Raw genomic sequence first — 13,454 nt, forward strand, 5'->3', positions numbered from 1 at the left:
CAGGGCGGTCACGGCGCCCACGGTGCGGCCGGCGCGCAGCCGGCGGTAGACGGCCGCGCTGGTCCAGGTCGCCGCGACGTGGGCGCTCGCCGCGAGGTCGGCGCCGATGCGTATCTCGGCCTCGAAGCGGAACCCGGCGGGTCGGCCGCCGCGGCGGGTGACGTCGAGCACGGTGACGCGCAGGACGGGCTCGGCGGGCGCGGGGCCGACGGTGAGGAGTTCGGGGCGGGTGCCGATCCGCATCTCGCGGAGCACGAACTGGTGCCCGAGCGGCACTTCGTAGGCGGTGTGCGCGAGGAGCGTGCCGGCCTGCCGGACGGTCTCCGCGACCAGCAGCGGCTCGTAGCGGGAGCGGTCGGGGGACACGTGTAAAGGGTGGGTGCGCGGCCACTCGGCGAACACCGAGAAGAGGTCGGTGCCGATGCTGTCGGCACCGGTGAGAAACGTTTCGGCCACCGAGGCCCGGTGTACGAGCTGGCGGGGTACGGTGGCCGTCAGGCCGGCCGGCACCGCGGGGATCTCGGCGAGCGGGGTCGTGGCGAGTCGCCGCGAGGATGGCATGTCCCCTCCTTGGGTCCCCCGTGTGTGCGTTGACAGACGGCGAGGTTCCCGTGCCGCGAGCGTTAGAGTACGAGGCGACCGGTTTGTTTTCAATGTGGCCTTGAGGCGTCCGCCCGTGCCCGAACCCGCTCCGGCGCACGCCGGGCGCGCAGGCCGACTCGGGGTAGCGAAGGGGCTGTTATGGCGAGGCAGGAGCGCGCCATCAGAACGCGGAGGGTGATCCTGGAGGCCGCGGGCGCCGTGTTCGACGAGCACGGGTACACCGCGACCACCATCTCGATGGTGCTGGAGCGGGCCGCGGTGACCAAGGGCGCCCTGTACTTCCACTTCCCGTCCAAGGAGTCCCTCGCCCAGGCCGTGCTGGACGAGCAGATCCCCTTCGGGACGGTGCCCTCCCAGCCGTGCAAGCTTCAGGAACTCGTCGACATGACCTTCGTGTTCGGGCAGCGGCTGCGTCGCAACTCCCTGCTGAAGGGGAGCGTGCGGCTGGCCGTGGACCAGAACGCGCCGGCCGGGGTCGACCACTCCGGACCGTACCGGCAGTGGGCGGACCGGCTGGTCGGTGTCCTCGAACAGGCGCGGGCACAGGGCGAGTTGCTGCCGACCGTGCAGCCGAGGAGGACGGTCGAGCTGCTGGTCGGGGCGTTCGCGGGCGTCCAGTTGATGTCGCGGGCGCTGACCGACCGGGAAGATCTGTCCGAGCGGCTCTCCGTGCTGTGGGGGCATCTGCTGCCGGGCATCGCGGTGCCGGGGCTGCTGACGGGGATCGACCGCGAACCGGACCGGGGCACCCGGGTGCTCGCGGTGCTGGACAAGGCCGACGGCGGTGGAGCCGGTGCGGGAGAGGCCGCGGAAGAGCAGCTCACCGCGGGCCGTCGCTGACAACGAGTCTGACCCTCACCAACCGGAATGACGGTTTCCGGGCTGCGGGGGGCGAGCGCACGGGACGGCGGGCCGGCCGGTGTCCCCTCCGCACCGTCCGGCCCGCCCGCTGGTGACCGGCCCCCTCAGGGGCCCGTCGCGGGGTGCCGCCCGCTCAGAACGTCAGCCTCCAGCCGTTGGTCCGGCCCGTGTCCTGCGCGGCCGTGTCCTGCACCCGCGGCTTCCAGGTGCCGTCGGCGGTCTCGCCGGGGGCGTTCACCGTGCAGGTGGTGTCGACGCCGTCCGCGGAGTCCGAGGAGCTGGCGGACTTCAGCCGGTAGGCCGAGCCGTCGGGCGCGACGAGGTCGACGACCAGGTCGCCGCGGCAGGTGTGGGTGATGTCCACGCCGGCCTGGAGCACCGAGCGGGCGTTGCCGCCGCGGCGGGGGCCGCCGCCGGACCGGACGGGCCGGGCCGCCGCTCCCGTGAGCGGGCGGTGCCGCCGGCGTACTCGTGCACGCCGGCGGCACCGTGCTGGCACCGCGACCGCGTGAGGGTCGACTCACGCGCACCACAGGTCAGTTGACGAAGACGACCTGGCCGTTCGCGGTCACCGGGGCGTACTTGGCGGTGAAGTAGCCGTTGGCGAAGCAGAGGGACGATCCGGAGACCTTGGTGAACTGCTGGGCGTTGAAGTTGATGCTGTTGTCGGTGTTGCTCGCGGTGCCGGAGAGCGAAGGCGCCTGGTAGACGCAGTTGATGCTGCCGAGCAGGGTGCGCAGCACGACGGTCGTACGGATGGCGGAGCCGGCGGGCGGGGAGACGGTGAGGACGCCCGCGGAGGTGACGGTGGCGCTGTAGGGCAGGTTGTTGACCGTGATGCTGGTGACGCCGAGCACGCCGGTGACGTTGGTGGTGCAGCTGCTGGCGTTGAAGGTGTGCGCGGTGACGGTCTCCGTCGCGGTTCCGGGAGAGGCGGGGTTGCCGTTCACCGTGGCCGTGAACTGCGACGAGGTGCAGGAGAGACCGGTGGTGCCGGTCGCGGTGGAGCGGAAGGTGGCGGCGGCGCCGGCCGCGAGCGGCGCGGTCAGGACCTGGCCGGCCGCGACCGCCGTACCGCCGGCGGAACCGGTGGTGAGCACGGCACCGGCCGCGGACGCCGGGGTGGCGGCCAACGGGAGGGAGAGAGCGCCCAGGGCGCCGGCCAGGGAGATGAGGGTACGCGTACGCATGCGGGGATACCTCGGCTTTCGTTGCGGGATTGCCCTGAGGAGTTCAGGTCCCTCAGGGAGCCTGGGGAGTCGCGAAATGCGGGGCGCGCTCAGAAAGGTGTGCGCCGCCGCCGGCCCGTGACGCCTTCTCCGTACGTGACGGGCCGGCAACGGCAGCCCGCCCGGTGGCGGCCGGAGACCCTGGTGGGGCCCCGGCCGGACCGGTCGGGGGGCATCCGGCACGGAACGAGGGGGGAAGCGACCGTGACGGCGCCAAGGAGGAACCGCGAGAAATGTGAAGGGCATCGAGACCGGGACCGCGGGTGAACACCGCGTCAGCGGCGGATCCGGCGCCACGGATCCAGGGGGAGCCAGGGAGAGTTGTAGACCTGATACTCCGTCAACGTCAAGGTGGTGCACGGGAGTTGTTGTTCAGCTCTGCACCGCTTCGGGAACCGTGCTCCGCACGGGGCGGCGGACGGGCACGAAATCGGCACTCTTTTTTCATAACCGTCTTGACCCTCGACTGTAACCACCGGTAACTTCGCGGCCTGGCTACTGCGGAGTACGAGTAAGCCCTTGCGTCCGCCGGGAGTTGCGAGGATGCGTACGCCGTGGGCGCTGTCCGCGCCAGGACAACGTGCCGCTGTTCGCCCTACTCGCGATTCCTCTGCACTTGGGAGCAGTTATGGCCTCGTCCCCGGACGTCACTCCGTCCGCCGAGCACCACCCCGAGAACCCGGAAAGCGGTTCCGCCCCCGCGGCAGCCGGGACCACCGGCGCCCCCGTCCGGCGCGGCCGGGTCCGGGCCCGTCGCGCCGCCGTGATGGCGGTGCCGGCCGCCCTCGTCGCCGCGACGCTCGCGGTGCTCACCGCCGAGGGCGCGCTGGGCGTGCAGTTCGCCATCTCCGGCATGCCCTTCACGGTCACCGCGACCGAGCTCAACGGCACCGGGTTCGAGCAGTTCGGCGGCCTCGACTCCATGGCGCCGGGCAGCCCCAACGAGGGGGACACCGGAGGCCAGGTGCTCGTCGTCACCTCCGCGATCAAGAACGCGACCCTGACCAAGCTGTGCCAGAGCGTCGACCTCGGCGGCACCAACCTCCTGATCACCGCGGGCAGCGGCGCCCAGAAGGTGACCGCCACCGATCTGACCACCGACTCCACCGAGCTGTCGGGTGACGCGTCGTTCGACAACATCGAGATCGGCAACGACGCCAGCACCCTGACCAAGGCCGGGGTGAAGGGTCCGATCGGCGTCTTCAGCCAGCAGGCGGACACCGTGCGCATCGCCAATCTGCGCCAGACCAACTACGCGACGACCGCCGGGGTGTTCAAGCTGCCCGGCCTCAAGCTCCGCTTCAGCGACTCGGGTTGCTGATGTCCGGGCCACGGGGACTGCGGTCGGCCTTCCGCGGCTGGCGGGCCGACCGGCCCTTCTGGGGCGGGCTGCTGCTCGCGCTGGGCGGGGGGTGGATCCTGCTGACGATGAAGGCGTCGCTCAAGGTCGTGCTGCGCGTCGGCATGCAGGGGCTGGCCGGGTATCTGCTGCCGACGCTGATGGTCCTGCTGGGACTGCTGGTGCTGTTCCATCCGGCCCAGCGGCTCTTCTACTCCCTCACCGGGGTGCTGGTCTCCCTGGGCAGCTGGCTGACGTCGAACCTGGGCGGGTTCTTCGTCGGGCTGCTGCTGGGCGTGGTCGGGAGCTGCCTGGCGTTCGGCTGGCTGCCGGACCAGGAGCCCAGGCTCAGCCGCCGCGCGCGCAAGCGGCAGGCCGCGGCGGCGGCCCCGTAGCGACGGGCCCGACGCCGTAGCGACCGGCCCGACGCCGTAGCGACCGCCCCGACGCCGTGGCGACCGGCCAGCTTCCCCGGCCCCGGCCCCGGCGGCCGGGGGCAGCCGACCGCTGTCCCGGGCCGGACCGGGGCCGGCCGTTCCCCCGGACGCGGAAGGCCGCCGACCCGGCCGAGACCGCCTTTCCGGGGGACCGCCCTCCCGCCGGACCGAGCGGAACCGTTCACCGCCGCGAGCCGTGCGGGCGCCCCGGTCAGCGGCCCGCGCTCCCGCCTGGCTTCATCACGATGTGGGAGCGACGTCTCACCCGGTGTGGTGGGACACTTGACGTCCAGTGGCCCCACGCGATTGGCTCCGCCCCAACGAGAGTTCACCGGTGAGGCGGATCGCTGTGTCCGCACACCGGCCGGCCTCCCGTTCGTTCCTACGGCTCGGCCGCACAGCGAGGTGCCGCACCCCCATGAAGACCCCACACCCCTCCTCCCCCGTCGCACGCGTCGCGGCCGCCACGGCCGCCGTCAGCCTGCTGCTGGCCGGATGCTCCGCCGGCGGCGACGACGGCTCGGGCGCGGACACGTCGGGCTCCTCAGGGTTCAAGGTCACCCTCGTCACCCACGGCGGCAAGGGCGACGCCTTCTGGGACCGGGTGCGCAAGGGCGCCGAGGCGGCGGCCGCCAAGGACGGCATCGCGCTGACGTACGCGAGCGACTCCGACCCGGCGGCCCAGGCCGCGCTGATCCGCGACGCGATCCGCTCGAAGGCCGACGGCATCGCCGTGACCCTGGCCAAGCCGACCGCGATGGCGGGACCGGTCGCCGAGGCGAGGTCGGCGGGCATACCCGTGGTCGGCCTCAACTCCGGCATCGACGCGTGGCGCGACGCCGGCCTGATCGGCTACTTCGGCCAGGACGAGAGCGTCGCGGGCCGGGCCGTCGGCGACAAGCTGGACGCCCTCAAGGCCAAGCACACGCTCTGCGTGATCCACGAACGCGGCAACATCGCCCTGGAGGCGCGCTGCGCGGGCGTGAAGAAGGCGTTCGGCGGCCAGACCGAGAACCTCTACGTGGACGGCACCGACATGGACGCGGTGACCGCGACCGTCGCCGCCCGGCTCTCCCAGGACCCGACCATCGACGAAGTGGTCACGAACGGCGCGCAGTTCGCGCTCGCCGCGGTGAAGTCGACGGCCAAGGCGGGCAGCAAGGCCGACGTCGCGACCTTCGACCTGAACAACGACCTGGTCAAGGCGGTCCAGAGCGGGGACATCCAGTTCGCCGTCGATCAGCAGCCCTATCTCCAGGGCTATCTCGCGGTGGACTCGCTCTGGCTGTACCGCAAGAACGGCAACATCCTCGGCGGCGGCACGCCGGTGCTCACCGGACCCGCGTTCGTCACCAAGGCGAACGTCGCGGACGTGGCGCGGTTCGCCGCCAACGGAAACCGCTGAGCGGGCAGTTCATCCGAGGATGTCACCAAAGATTCAGCCACACGTGGAGCGTACGGTCACTTGTACGGATAACATCCTCGGCACCCCCTGTGCCGCACCGGACACCCCCTCACCCCCGGCGTCCGTCCCGCTCCACCGCCCCTCGACGTGCCCTGCCCCTCCGCCCCCGCCCGCCTCTCTCGCACTCGGCTGATCGACCTAGGACGACGATGTCTCCACGGACAGGCCCCCGGCGCCGCTTCGGCTCCATCCGGCTCTCCCTGATCCTCCTGGCGCTGGTCCCGAGCGTCACCCTCGCCGCCGTCTGGAGCGTGACGACGATCCAGATGTTCTCGGAGGGCCTGCGGCTGCGGTCCCAGACCGGGCTGAGCAAGTCCACCGGGGCCATGGGCACCGAGGCCACGCTCGCGCTCCAGCAGGAACGCAGCTACTCGGCGATCTGGCTGGCCTCACGGGACGAGGGCGCCCGCACCGACCTGCGCGAGCAGCGGCGCAAGACGGACCAGGCGGTCGCCAAGCTCCTCGGCCAGACGGACGAGATCAAGCAGGCGCCCTCCCGGATCAAGGACCGGATGTACTCGGTCGTCGCCTCGGTGAGCAGCCTGGAGTACTACCGGGGGCAGGTGGACAACCCCGCCGACATCACGGCCGCGCAGGCGCTCGGCCAGTACACCTCGGTCATCGACGACCAGATCCACGCCTTCCGCGAGCTCTCCCAGGTCGACGACGGCGACCTCACCTCGCAGGCCGATCCGCTCGTGTCGCTGGAGCACGCGGCGGAGGTGATGTCCCAGGAGGACGCCCTGCTGACGCTGGCCGGACCGGCGGGGCGGATGGACGACAAGACCTGGTCCGAGTTCGGCAAGCTGGTCAGCACCCGGCGCTGGCTGGTGTCCGACCAGATCGTCCCCTCGCTCACCGGCAGCGCGAAGGCCGAGACCGAGCGGATCCTGCGCACGTCGCAGTGGCGCAGCCTGGAGTCCGTCGAGGACCGGGTCCTCGCGGCCCGCTCGGGCTCGCGCAAGGGCGGGGACATCGTGCTCCCGGACGTGCAGAAGCAGTGGCGGGCCTCGCTCGTGCAGGTCTCCGAGCAGTACTCGGGCCTGATCCGCGAGCAGACGTCCGTCCTCCTCCAGAAGAGCGGCGACAACGCCCGCAGCCTGCTGATCACCGCGGCCTCCCTGAGCGCCGGCGGTCTGGTCGCGCTGCTGCTGTGCGTGTGGATCTCCTGGCGCATCACCCGCTCCCTGTCGCGCCGGCTGCGCGGTCTGCGCGAGGCCACACTCGGGCTCGCCCAGGAGCGGCTGCCCGACGTGGTGGCCCGGCTGGAGCGGGGCGAGAAGGTCGACGTGGAGCTGGCGACACCGCCGCTGGACTACGGCCACGACGAACTCGGCCAGGTGGCAACGGCGTTCAACGCCGCCCAGCGCACCGCCGTCCACACCGCCGTCGAACTCGCCGACACCCGGCGCGGTTTCCAGAAGGTCATCCTCGGCATCGCCCGCCAGAGCCAGAACCTGGTCAACCTCCAGCTGACCAAGCTCGACGCGCTGGAGCGCGCGCACCAGGACCCCGAGGTGCTCAAGGGCCTGTACGAACTGGACTCCACCGCGAGCCAGTTGCGCCGCTACGAGGAGAACCTGGTCATCATCAGCGGTGAGCGGCCGGGCCGGACCTGGACCGAGCCGGTCGCGCTGATCGACATCCTGCGCAGCGCGGTGGGCGAGGTCGCCGAGTACCGGCGGGTGGAGGTGCACACCGACGAGGAGGTGCATCTGGCGCCGCCCGCCGTCGCCGACGTGATCCATCTGCTGGCCGAGCTGATCGAGAACGCCACCCTGTACTCGCCCACCCCCGCGCCGGTCGGCGTGCGGGCCGCGCTGGTCGCCAAGGGGCTCGCCGTCGAGATCGAGGACCGCGGCCTCGGGCTGTCCGAGGAGGACTACGTCTCGATCAACTCCCAGCTGGCCGAGCCGCCGCAGTTCGACGTGGTGGCGCTCGCCGACGACCTGCGGCTCGGCATGTTCGTGATCGCGCGGCTCGCCCAGCGGCACGGCATCGCGGTGACGCTGCGCTCCTCGCCGTACGGCGGCACGACCGCGATCGTGCTGATCCCGCACGACATCGTGGTCCGGGACCTGCCCGCGCCGGGGTCCGACGACCCCGACGACGTGCAGCACTCCGGGGCCCGGGAGCCGGAGGAGGCCGTACGGGAGGTCCGTCCGGCGGCACCGGCCCGCACCGCCGGCGCCGAGGCCCCGGAGGCCGCCGAGATCCCCGCGCCGGCCGCCCGCGGGGCACGCCCCGCTTCCGCCGGGCCCGGCGGGGGTCTCACCCCGCTGCCGCGCCGGGTGCCGCAGACCAGTCTCGTCGCCGAGCTGCGCGCGGACGGCCCGCCCGTCGAGGACGAGGACCCGGGGGAGGACTTCACGGCCGACCGGGCGGCCTCCTCCCTGGCCGGGTTCCAGCGCGGCACCCTCCAGGCCCGCGACGACGAGGAGGGCGCCGGCGGGCCCGCCGGGAACGCTCCGCAGGAGCCGCCCGAGCCCGACCGCGCCCACTCGGCCGCCTCGTCCGCGGGCGCCACTCCCCCGTCCTCCACTCCGTCCGCCGACCGCTCATGAAGGACACCGCCATGACACGCCCCACTCCCGCCACGGACACCCAGCTCGACCAGTTGCTCACCGGACTCGTGGAGCGGGTGGCCGACGTCAACCACGCCGTGGTGCTCTCCGAGGACGGGCTGGTGGTGAGCAAGTCCACCGGGTTCCTGCGTGACGACGCCGAGCGGCTGGCGGCGACCGCGTCCGGCCTGATGAGCCTCAGCAAGGGCGTCAGCATGGACTTCCGGGGCGGGCCGGTGCGCCAGGCGCTGATCGAGATGGCCCACAGCTACCTCATCCTGACCTCCGCGGGGCCCGGCGCCCACCTCGTCGTCCTCACCAACCAGGGCGCGGACGTCGGGGTGGTGGCGTACCAGATGAACATGCTGGTGAAGAAGATCGGCGAACACCTCTCGGCGGCACCGCGGGCCCATGCCGGCCCTGGCGCGTGAGGTGGGCGGAGACGATACGGCGGGCCGGCTGGTACGTCCCTTCACCCTGACGGGCGGCCGCACCCGGCCCAGCCGCGCCGACTTCACCCTCATCACCACCGTCACGGCCGTGGACCCGCCACCCGAGCGGGCACCGCGGCCACAACCCGAGCAGGCCCAGATCCTGCGGCGCTGCGCGCGGCCGATCGCCGTCGCGGAGCTCGCGGCCCATCTCGACCTGCCCGTCAGCGTGGTGGCCATCATGCTGAGCGATCTGCTGGAGGCGGGACTGATCACCGTTCACCCGCCGCACCCCGTCACCCCCCGCACCCCGGACCTGGACCTGCTGCAGAAAGTGAGGGACGGCCTTGGCCGGCTCTGAATCCGTGGACACGGTGGCGCCACCCGACACGGTCAAGATCCTCGTCGCCGGCGGTTTCGGCGTCGGCAAGACCACGCTGGTCGGGGCGGTCAGCGAGATCGCGCCGCTGCGTACCGAGGAACCCCTCACGGCGGCCGGGCTCGGCATCGACGACCTGGACGGCATCGAGGAGAAGCGGGCAACGACCGTCGCCCTGGACTTCGGCCGGATCACCATCAGCCGGGAGCTGGTGCTGTATCTGTTCGGCACCCCGGGGCAGCAGCGGTTCTGGTTCATGTGGAACGACCTGGCGATCGGCGCGCTGGGGGCCGTGGTGCTGGTGGACGTCCGCCGGCCGGAGTCCAGTTTCGCCGCGATCGACTTCTTCGAGCGCCGGGGCATCCCGTTCGTCGTCGGGGTCAACGGCTTCTACGGCCGCCATCCCTACCCCGCCGACGACATCCGTGACGCCCTCGCCCTGCCGCGGCACGTGCGGGTGATGCTGTGCGACGCGCGGGAGCGCGAGTCGTGCCGGGACGTGCTGATCGCGCTGATCGACCAGCTGATCGCGGACGCCCGCCGCGCGAGCTGAGCGGGCGCCGCCCCGGCGGCCCGCCGGACATGGCGACGGCGGGGGTGGCGGGGCACGCGCCCGTCCGCCCCCGCCGCGGCGGTCGTCAGCCCAGGCCGGCCGACTTCAGCCACGCCTTGGCCACGTCGAGCGGGTCCTTGCTCTCCAGCTGGATCCGGGAGTCCAGCTCCAGCAGCGTCTTGGTGTCCAGCTTCGCCGAGACCGCGTTGAGCGCGTCGACGCCCTTCTTCGGCAGACCGCTCTTGTAGACGAGCGGGGTGACGTTGGCGTAGCCGAAGAGGTTCTTCGGGTCCTTCAGGACGACGAAGCCCTCCTTGGTGATGGTGGGGTCGGTGGTGAAGATGTCCGCGGCCTGCACGGTGTTCTTCGTCAGCGCCGCCTGGGTCAGCTTGCCGCCGGCGTCCAGCGCCTTGAAGGACTTGAACTTCAGGCCGTAGGCGGTCTCCAGGCCCTTCAGGCCCTGCTGCCGGGTCTGGAACTCCGGCGAGCCGCCGATCACCAGGTCGGGGGCGATGCCCTTGAGGTCGGCGAGGGTGGAGTCGGCGGTCAGGCCGTACTTCTTCGCCGTCTCGGCGTTGAGGCTCACCGAGTCCTTGTTCTCGGCGGGCGAGGACTCCAGCAGCGTCAGCTTCGCGTCCAGCTTGGCCTTGACCGCCGTGTTCACCGCGTCGGCCGACTCCTGGCCAGCCTCGGGGTCGAGGTAGGCGAGCAACGAGCCGTTGTACTCCGGCAGTACGGTCACGGAGCCGTTCTTGAGCAGGCCGTACGTCGTCTCGCGGCTGCCGATGTTCGGCTTGTAGGAGACCTTGACACCCTTGGCCTTGAGTGCTTCGCCGTAGATGTCGGCGAGGAGGATGGACTCGGCGAAGTTGTTGGAGCCGACGACGACGGTGTCGCCGTTCGCCGGGCCCTCGTCGAGCGGGTTGGCCTTGTCGTCGGAGGAGGAACATCCCGCCAGCAGCGCCGCGGTGGCGGCGAGCGCGAGGGCGGCCGCGCCGGGATGGTTCCTGAAGGACCTGCTGCGTACGGCGGTGAAAGTCACGATTTCCGTTCCGGATCCGAGGGGTTGGGAGAGCTCTTCACTGATCCAATCCAGCCGCTTCTCGGTTGGTCAAGACCGGCCAGGTCACCGATTGGCCTCGAAAAACGGAACGTGACAGGCAGTTGTCGCGGCATGTGAAGGAAGGAAGGCGGAGGTGCGGGGGTCTGTAATGGAGTCTTGACGTACAGTTCCGGTCACGGTGGCGAAAGGGCGGTAACGTCCGGCACACACCATCGGTCCCTGTACGACAGAAGCGGTCATGTGAGACCTTCGCGCACCGTGCGGCGCCCATGAAGGAGGCAAGGTGTCCACGAAAGAGCGGAGCGCGCACGACGCGACCGGCGGGACCGGCGCGCTCGCGCCGGGCGGCACGGGCGGCACCGCCCTCGGCAGGCGGCGCCGGGCGGCCCGGTTCGCCGACCGCTGGCCCTTCCGGCGCAAGCTCAATCTGCTGGTGGGCGTGCCGCTGACGGCGGTCGCGGCGCTCCTCGCGTTCCTCATCGCCGGGCAGACCGCGCAGTCGCGGGACGCCGCCGACGCCGCCCGGCTGGTCCGGCAGAGCGTGGAGGTCGCGACGCTCGTGGACCGGCTGGCCGCCGAGCACCAGCAGGCCGTCCTGCTGTCGGTGCGGCACGAGGCGAGCCGGGGCGCCCGGCCCTCCACGGCGGCCTACCGCACGGCGCAGTCCCTGGTGAACGCCCAGGTGCGGCAGGTGCGCGAGGCGTTCGGGGACGGGCTGCCGCGCACGGAGGCCCAGGCGCTCAACGGCGTCGAGGGGCTGAGCAGTCTGCGCGACACAGTCGAGGGCGGCTATCTGCCCGCCAGCAACATCGACCCGGCCTACACCCGCGCCGCCGACCAGTTGATCGACGGCCTCGGCCTGGACCTGAGCCCCGCGCTCTCGACCTCCGCCACCGGCAACATGCTGGACTCGCTGCTGCGCGCGGGCGCCGCCCACAGCGCCTTCGAGACGGCCGTGTTCTCCGCGTCGACCGGTGACTCGAACGCGCTGGTGGAGTTCATCGACGCGGTCGGGGCCTACGACGAGTACAACCGCCAGACCGACCGGTTCGCCCGGTTCGCCACCGAGGCCCAGGCCGAGACGCTCTACGGCATCCGGTACACCGCCGCGCAGAGCACGATCAGCCGGCAGTTCGCCGAGCTCCAGGTCGATCCCGGGGCCGTGCAGGGGGACTCGCCCGCCGAGATCCGCGCCTCCCTCGCCGCCGCGCTGGGCTCCTACGGCGCCTACCGCGACCAGGCCGCGACCCGGCTGGACATCACCACCTCGCTGATCGGGCAGCTCGCCGACGAGGCGGACGGCGCGTCCCGGGACGCCGCGTGGCGCGCGGTCCTGCTGCTCGGACTCGCGCTGCTCGGGCTCGCCGTCTGGCTGGTCCTCGCCGTGCTGGTACGGCGCTCGGTGGTCCGGCCGGTGCAGGCGCTGACCGGTGCCGCGGCCGAGGTCGCCGAGGTGGCGCGGCGTGAACTGGCGCGGGTGGCCGACGACGACGCCGAGGACGACGGCCCGCCGCGGCTGCGGGAGATGCCGGTGACGGCCCGCGACGAGATCGGTGATCTTGCGGAAACCTTCAACCAGGTGCAGACGATGGCCGCGGCCCTGCTGGAGCGGCAGGTGGCCGGCCGGCGCAACGTGGCGGAGATGTTCGGCAACGTGGGCCGCCGGGTCAGCAACCTGACCACGCGCCAACTGGCCCTGATCGACGCGGTGGAGCGGGGCGAGACGGACCCCGCGCTCCTGGAGCGCCTGTACTCGATCGACCACATCGCGGTCCGGCTGCGGCGCAACGCCGACAGCCTGATGCTGCTGGCCGGCATCCACGAGGCGGACCTGGACGCCGGTCCCACCTCGCTGACCAACGTCGTGCGCGCCTCCCTCGGCCAGATCGAGGGCTTCCAGCGGGTGGAGCTGCGCGCGCGGAGCGAGGCGGTGGTGGAGCCGGAGGTGATCGGCGACCTGACGCTGATGACGGCCGAACTCCTGGAGAACGCGGTGTCGTTCTCGCCCGGGGACAGCCCGGTCGAGGTGACGCTGTCGGACTCCGGCGGCGACGCGGTCGTCGTCGTCAGCGACCACGGTCTGGGCATGAGCCCCGAGCGGCTCGACGAGGAGAACGCCCGGCTGATCCGCCGGGAGCGGCTGGACGTCGTACCGACCCGGTTCCTCGGGCTGTTCGTGGTCGGCGCGCTGGCCCGCCGCTGGGAGATCGCGGTCCGCCTCTCGCGCACCCCGGGCGGCGGGGTGACGGCCGAGGTGACGGTGCCGGCCGCGCTGCTGGTGCCGGGCGGCGCGGCGGAGGCGGCGGCCACCGCGGCACTGGCCGCGCTCGCCGCCGGCTCGCGCACGGACTCCCCCGAGGCGCTCACGAAGCCCGCGCCCCTCACCCCGGCACCCCGCGCCCCCCGCCCCGCGGTCCGCGAACTGCCCCCCGCCACCGGCCCGGTGGCCTCGCCCGCCCTGCGGCAGGACGCCGGGAGCGGGCGAGGGGACGGGCCGTGGCCGCTGCCCCGCCGCGTCTCCCGGCGCGGA

13 protein-coding genes are annotated in these 13,454 nt (G+C 72.4%); 9 read left to right on the plus strand and 4 right to left on the minus strand.

Annotated features, from left to right (window positions below; translation table 11 throughout):
* Positions 1-561, minus strand: a 561-nt coding sequence (locus SZN_RS30210) for an AfsA-related hotdog domain-containing protein (RefSeq protein ID WP_007502446.1), incomplete at its 3' end; no start/stop codon positions are given.
* Between the two features lie 180 nt (positions 562-741).
* On the opposite strand from SZN_RS30210, the gene SZN_RS30215 reads away from it, so the two are divergent.
* Entirely contained in the window at positions 742-1,443 is a 702-nt protein-coding gene (locus SZN_RS30215) for a ScbR family autoregulator-binding transcription factor (RefSeq protein ID WP_007502447.1), read from the plus strand.
* Between the two features lie 154 nt (positions 1,444-1,597).
* On the opposite strand, the gene SZN_RS30220 is transcribed toward SZN_RS30215, so the two are convergent.
* A complete protein-coding gene (locus tag SZN_RS30220) occupies positions 1,598-1,843 on the minus strand; it encodes a proprotein convertase P-domain-containing protein (protein WP_007502449.1) in 246 nt (81 codons plus the stop codon).
* Between the two features lie 157 nt (positions 1,844-2,000).
* Positions 2,001-2,654 carry a hypothetical protein gene (locus SZN_RS30225; RefSeq protein WP_007502451.1) on the minus strand — a complete coding sequence of 218 codons (654 nt, stop codon included), beginning with the start codon at positions 2,652-2,654 and terminating at the stop codon, positions 2,001-2,003.
* A 667-nt stretch (positions 2,655-3,321) separates the two neighbouring features.
* On the opposite strand from SZN_RS30225, the gene SZN_RS30230 reads away from it, so the two are divergent.
* The 7 genes from SZN_RS30230 to SZN_RS30260 all read left to right on the plus strand — a co-directional run bounded on the left by SZN_RS30230 (position 3,322) and on the right by SZN_RS30260 (position 9,861).
* Complete coding sequence (locus SZN_RS30230; protein ID WP_007502453.1) at positions 3,322-4,014, plus strand: DUF6230 family protein; 693 nt, start codon at positions 3,322-3,324, stop codon at positions 4,012-4,014.
* Positions 4,014-4,427, plus strand: coding sequence for a DUF6114 domain-containing protein (locus SZN_RS30235; protein ID WP_007502455.1), 414 nt, complete (start codon positions 4,014-4,016; stop codon positions 4,425-4,427). Before SZN_RS30230 ends, SZN_RS30235 begins: the two co-directional genes overlap by 1 nt.
* Positions 4,428-4,887: 460 nt before the next feature.
* A complete protein-coding gene (locus SZN_RS30240; RefSeq protein WP_007502456.1) occupies positions 4,888-5,874 on the plus strand; it encodes a substrate-binding domain-containing protein in 987 nt (328 codons plus the stop codon).
* Positions 5,875-6,083: 209 nt separating this feature from the next.
* Positions 6,084-8,498: a sensor histidine kinase gene (locus SZN_RS30245; RefSeq protein ID WP_007502457.1), complete on the plus strand. Its 2,415-nt coding sequence runs from the start codon at positions 6,084-6,086 to the stop codon at positions 8,496-8,498.
* An 11-nt stretch (positions 8,499-8,509) separates the two neighbouring features.
* Positions 8,510-8,929 (plus strand): roadblock/LC7 domain-containing protein, encoded by a 420-nt coding sequence (locus SZN_RS30250; RefSeq protein ID WP_007502458.1) that lies wholly within the window; start codon positions 8,510-8,512, stop codon positions 8,927-8,929.
* Positions 8,910-9,290 carry a DUF742 domain-containing protein gene (locus SZN_RS30255; RefSeq protein WP_007502459.1) on the plus strand — a complete coding sequence of 127 codons (381 nt, stop codon included), beginning with the start codon at positions 8,910-8,912 and terminating at the stop codon, positions 9,288-9,290. Before SZN_RS30250 ends, SZN_RS30255 begins: the two co-directional genes overlap by 20 nt.
* The gene (locus SZN_RS30260) at positions 9,277-9,861 is read left to right on the plus strand and encodes a GTP-binding protein (RefSeq protein ID WP_007502460.1); all 585 of its coding nucleotides are present in this window, start codon (positions 9,277-9,279) and stop codon (positions 9,859-9,861) included. Before SZN_RS30255 ends, SZN_RS30260 begins: the two co-directional genes overlap by 14 nt.
* 85 nt (positions 9,862-9,946) lie before the next feature.
* Here the strand turns inward: SZN_RS30260 and SZN_RS30265 are convergent, their stop codons facing one another.
* Positions 9,947-10,903: an ABC transporter substrate-binding protein gene (locus tag SZN_RS30265; protein WP_007502461.1), complete on the minus strand. Its 957-nt coding sequence runs from the start codon at positions 10,901-10,903 to the stop codon at positions 9,947-9,949.
* A gap of 304 nt (positions 10,904-11,207) precedes the next feature.
* On the opposite strand from SZN_RS30265, the gene SZN_RS30270 reads away from it, so the two are divergent.
* The coding region (locus SZN_RS30270; RefSeq protein ID WP_007502463.1) for a sensor histidine kinase at positions 11,208-13,454 on the plus strand (2,247 nt) is incomplete at its 3' end.

Origin of the sequence: Streptomyces zinciresistens K42 (assembly GCF_000225525.1) — a bacterium.
Taxonomy (GTDB): Bacteria; Actinomycetota; Actinomycetes; order Streptomycetales; family Streptomycetaceae; genus Streptomyces; species Streptomyces zinciresistens.

Coding starts and splice junctions, on each gene's coding strand:
- SZN_RS30255 (WP_007502459.1), top strand. CDS start 8,910: ATGCCGGCCCTGGCGCGTGAGGTGGGCGGAGACGATACGGCGGGCCGG.
- SZN_RS30250 (WP_007502458.1), top strand. CDS start 8,510: ATGACACGCCCCACTCCCGCCACGGACACCCAGCTCGACCAGTTGCTC.
- SZN_RS30240 (WP_007502456.1), top strand. CDS start 4,888: ATGAAGACCCCACACCCCTCCTCCCCCGTCGCACGCGTCGCGGCCGCC.
- SZN_RS30245 (WP_007502457.1), top strand. CDS start 6,084: ATGTCTCCACGGACAGGCCCCCGGCGCCGCTTCGGCTCCATCCGGCTC.
- SZN_RS30230 (WP_007502453.1), top strand. CDS start 3,322: ATGGCCTCGTCCCCGGACGTCACTCCGTCCGCCGAGCACCACCCCGAG.
- SZN_RS30235 (WP_007502455.1), top strand. CDS start 4,014: ATGTCCGGGCCACGGGGACTGCGGTCGGCCTTCCGCGGCTGGCGGGCC.
- SZN_RS30215 (WP_007502447.1), top strand. CDS start 742: ATGGCGAGGCAGGAGCGCGCCATCAGAACGCGGAGGGTGATCCTGGAG.
- SZN_RS30225 (WP_007502451.1), bottom strand. CDS start 2,654: ATGCGTACGCGTACCCTCATCTCCCTGGCCGGCGCCCTGGGCGCTCTC.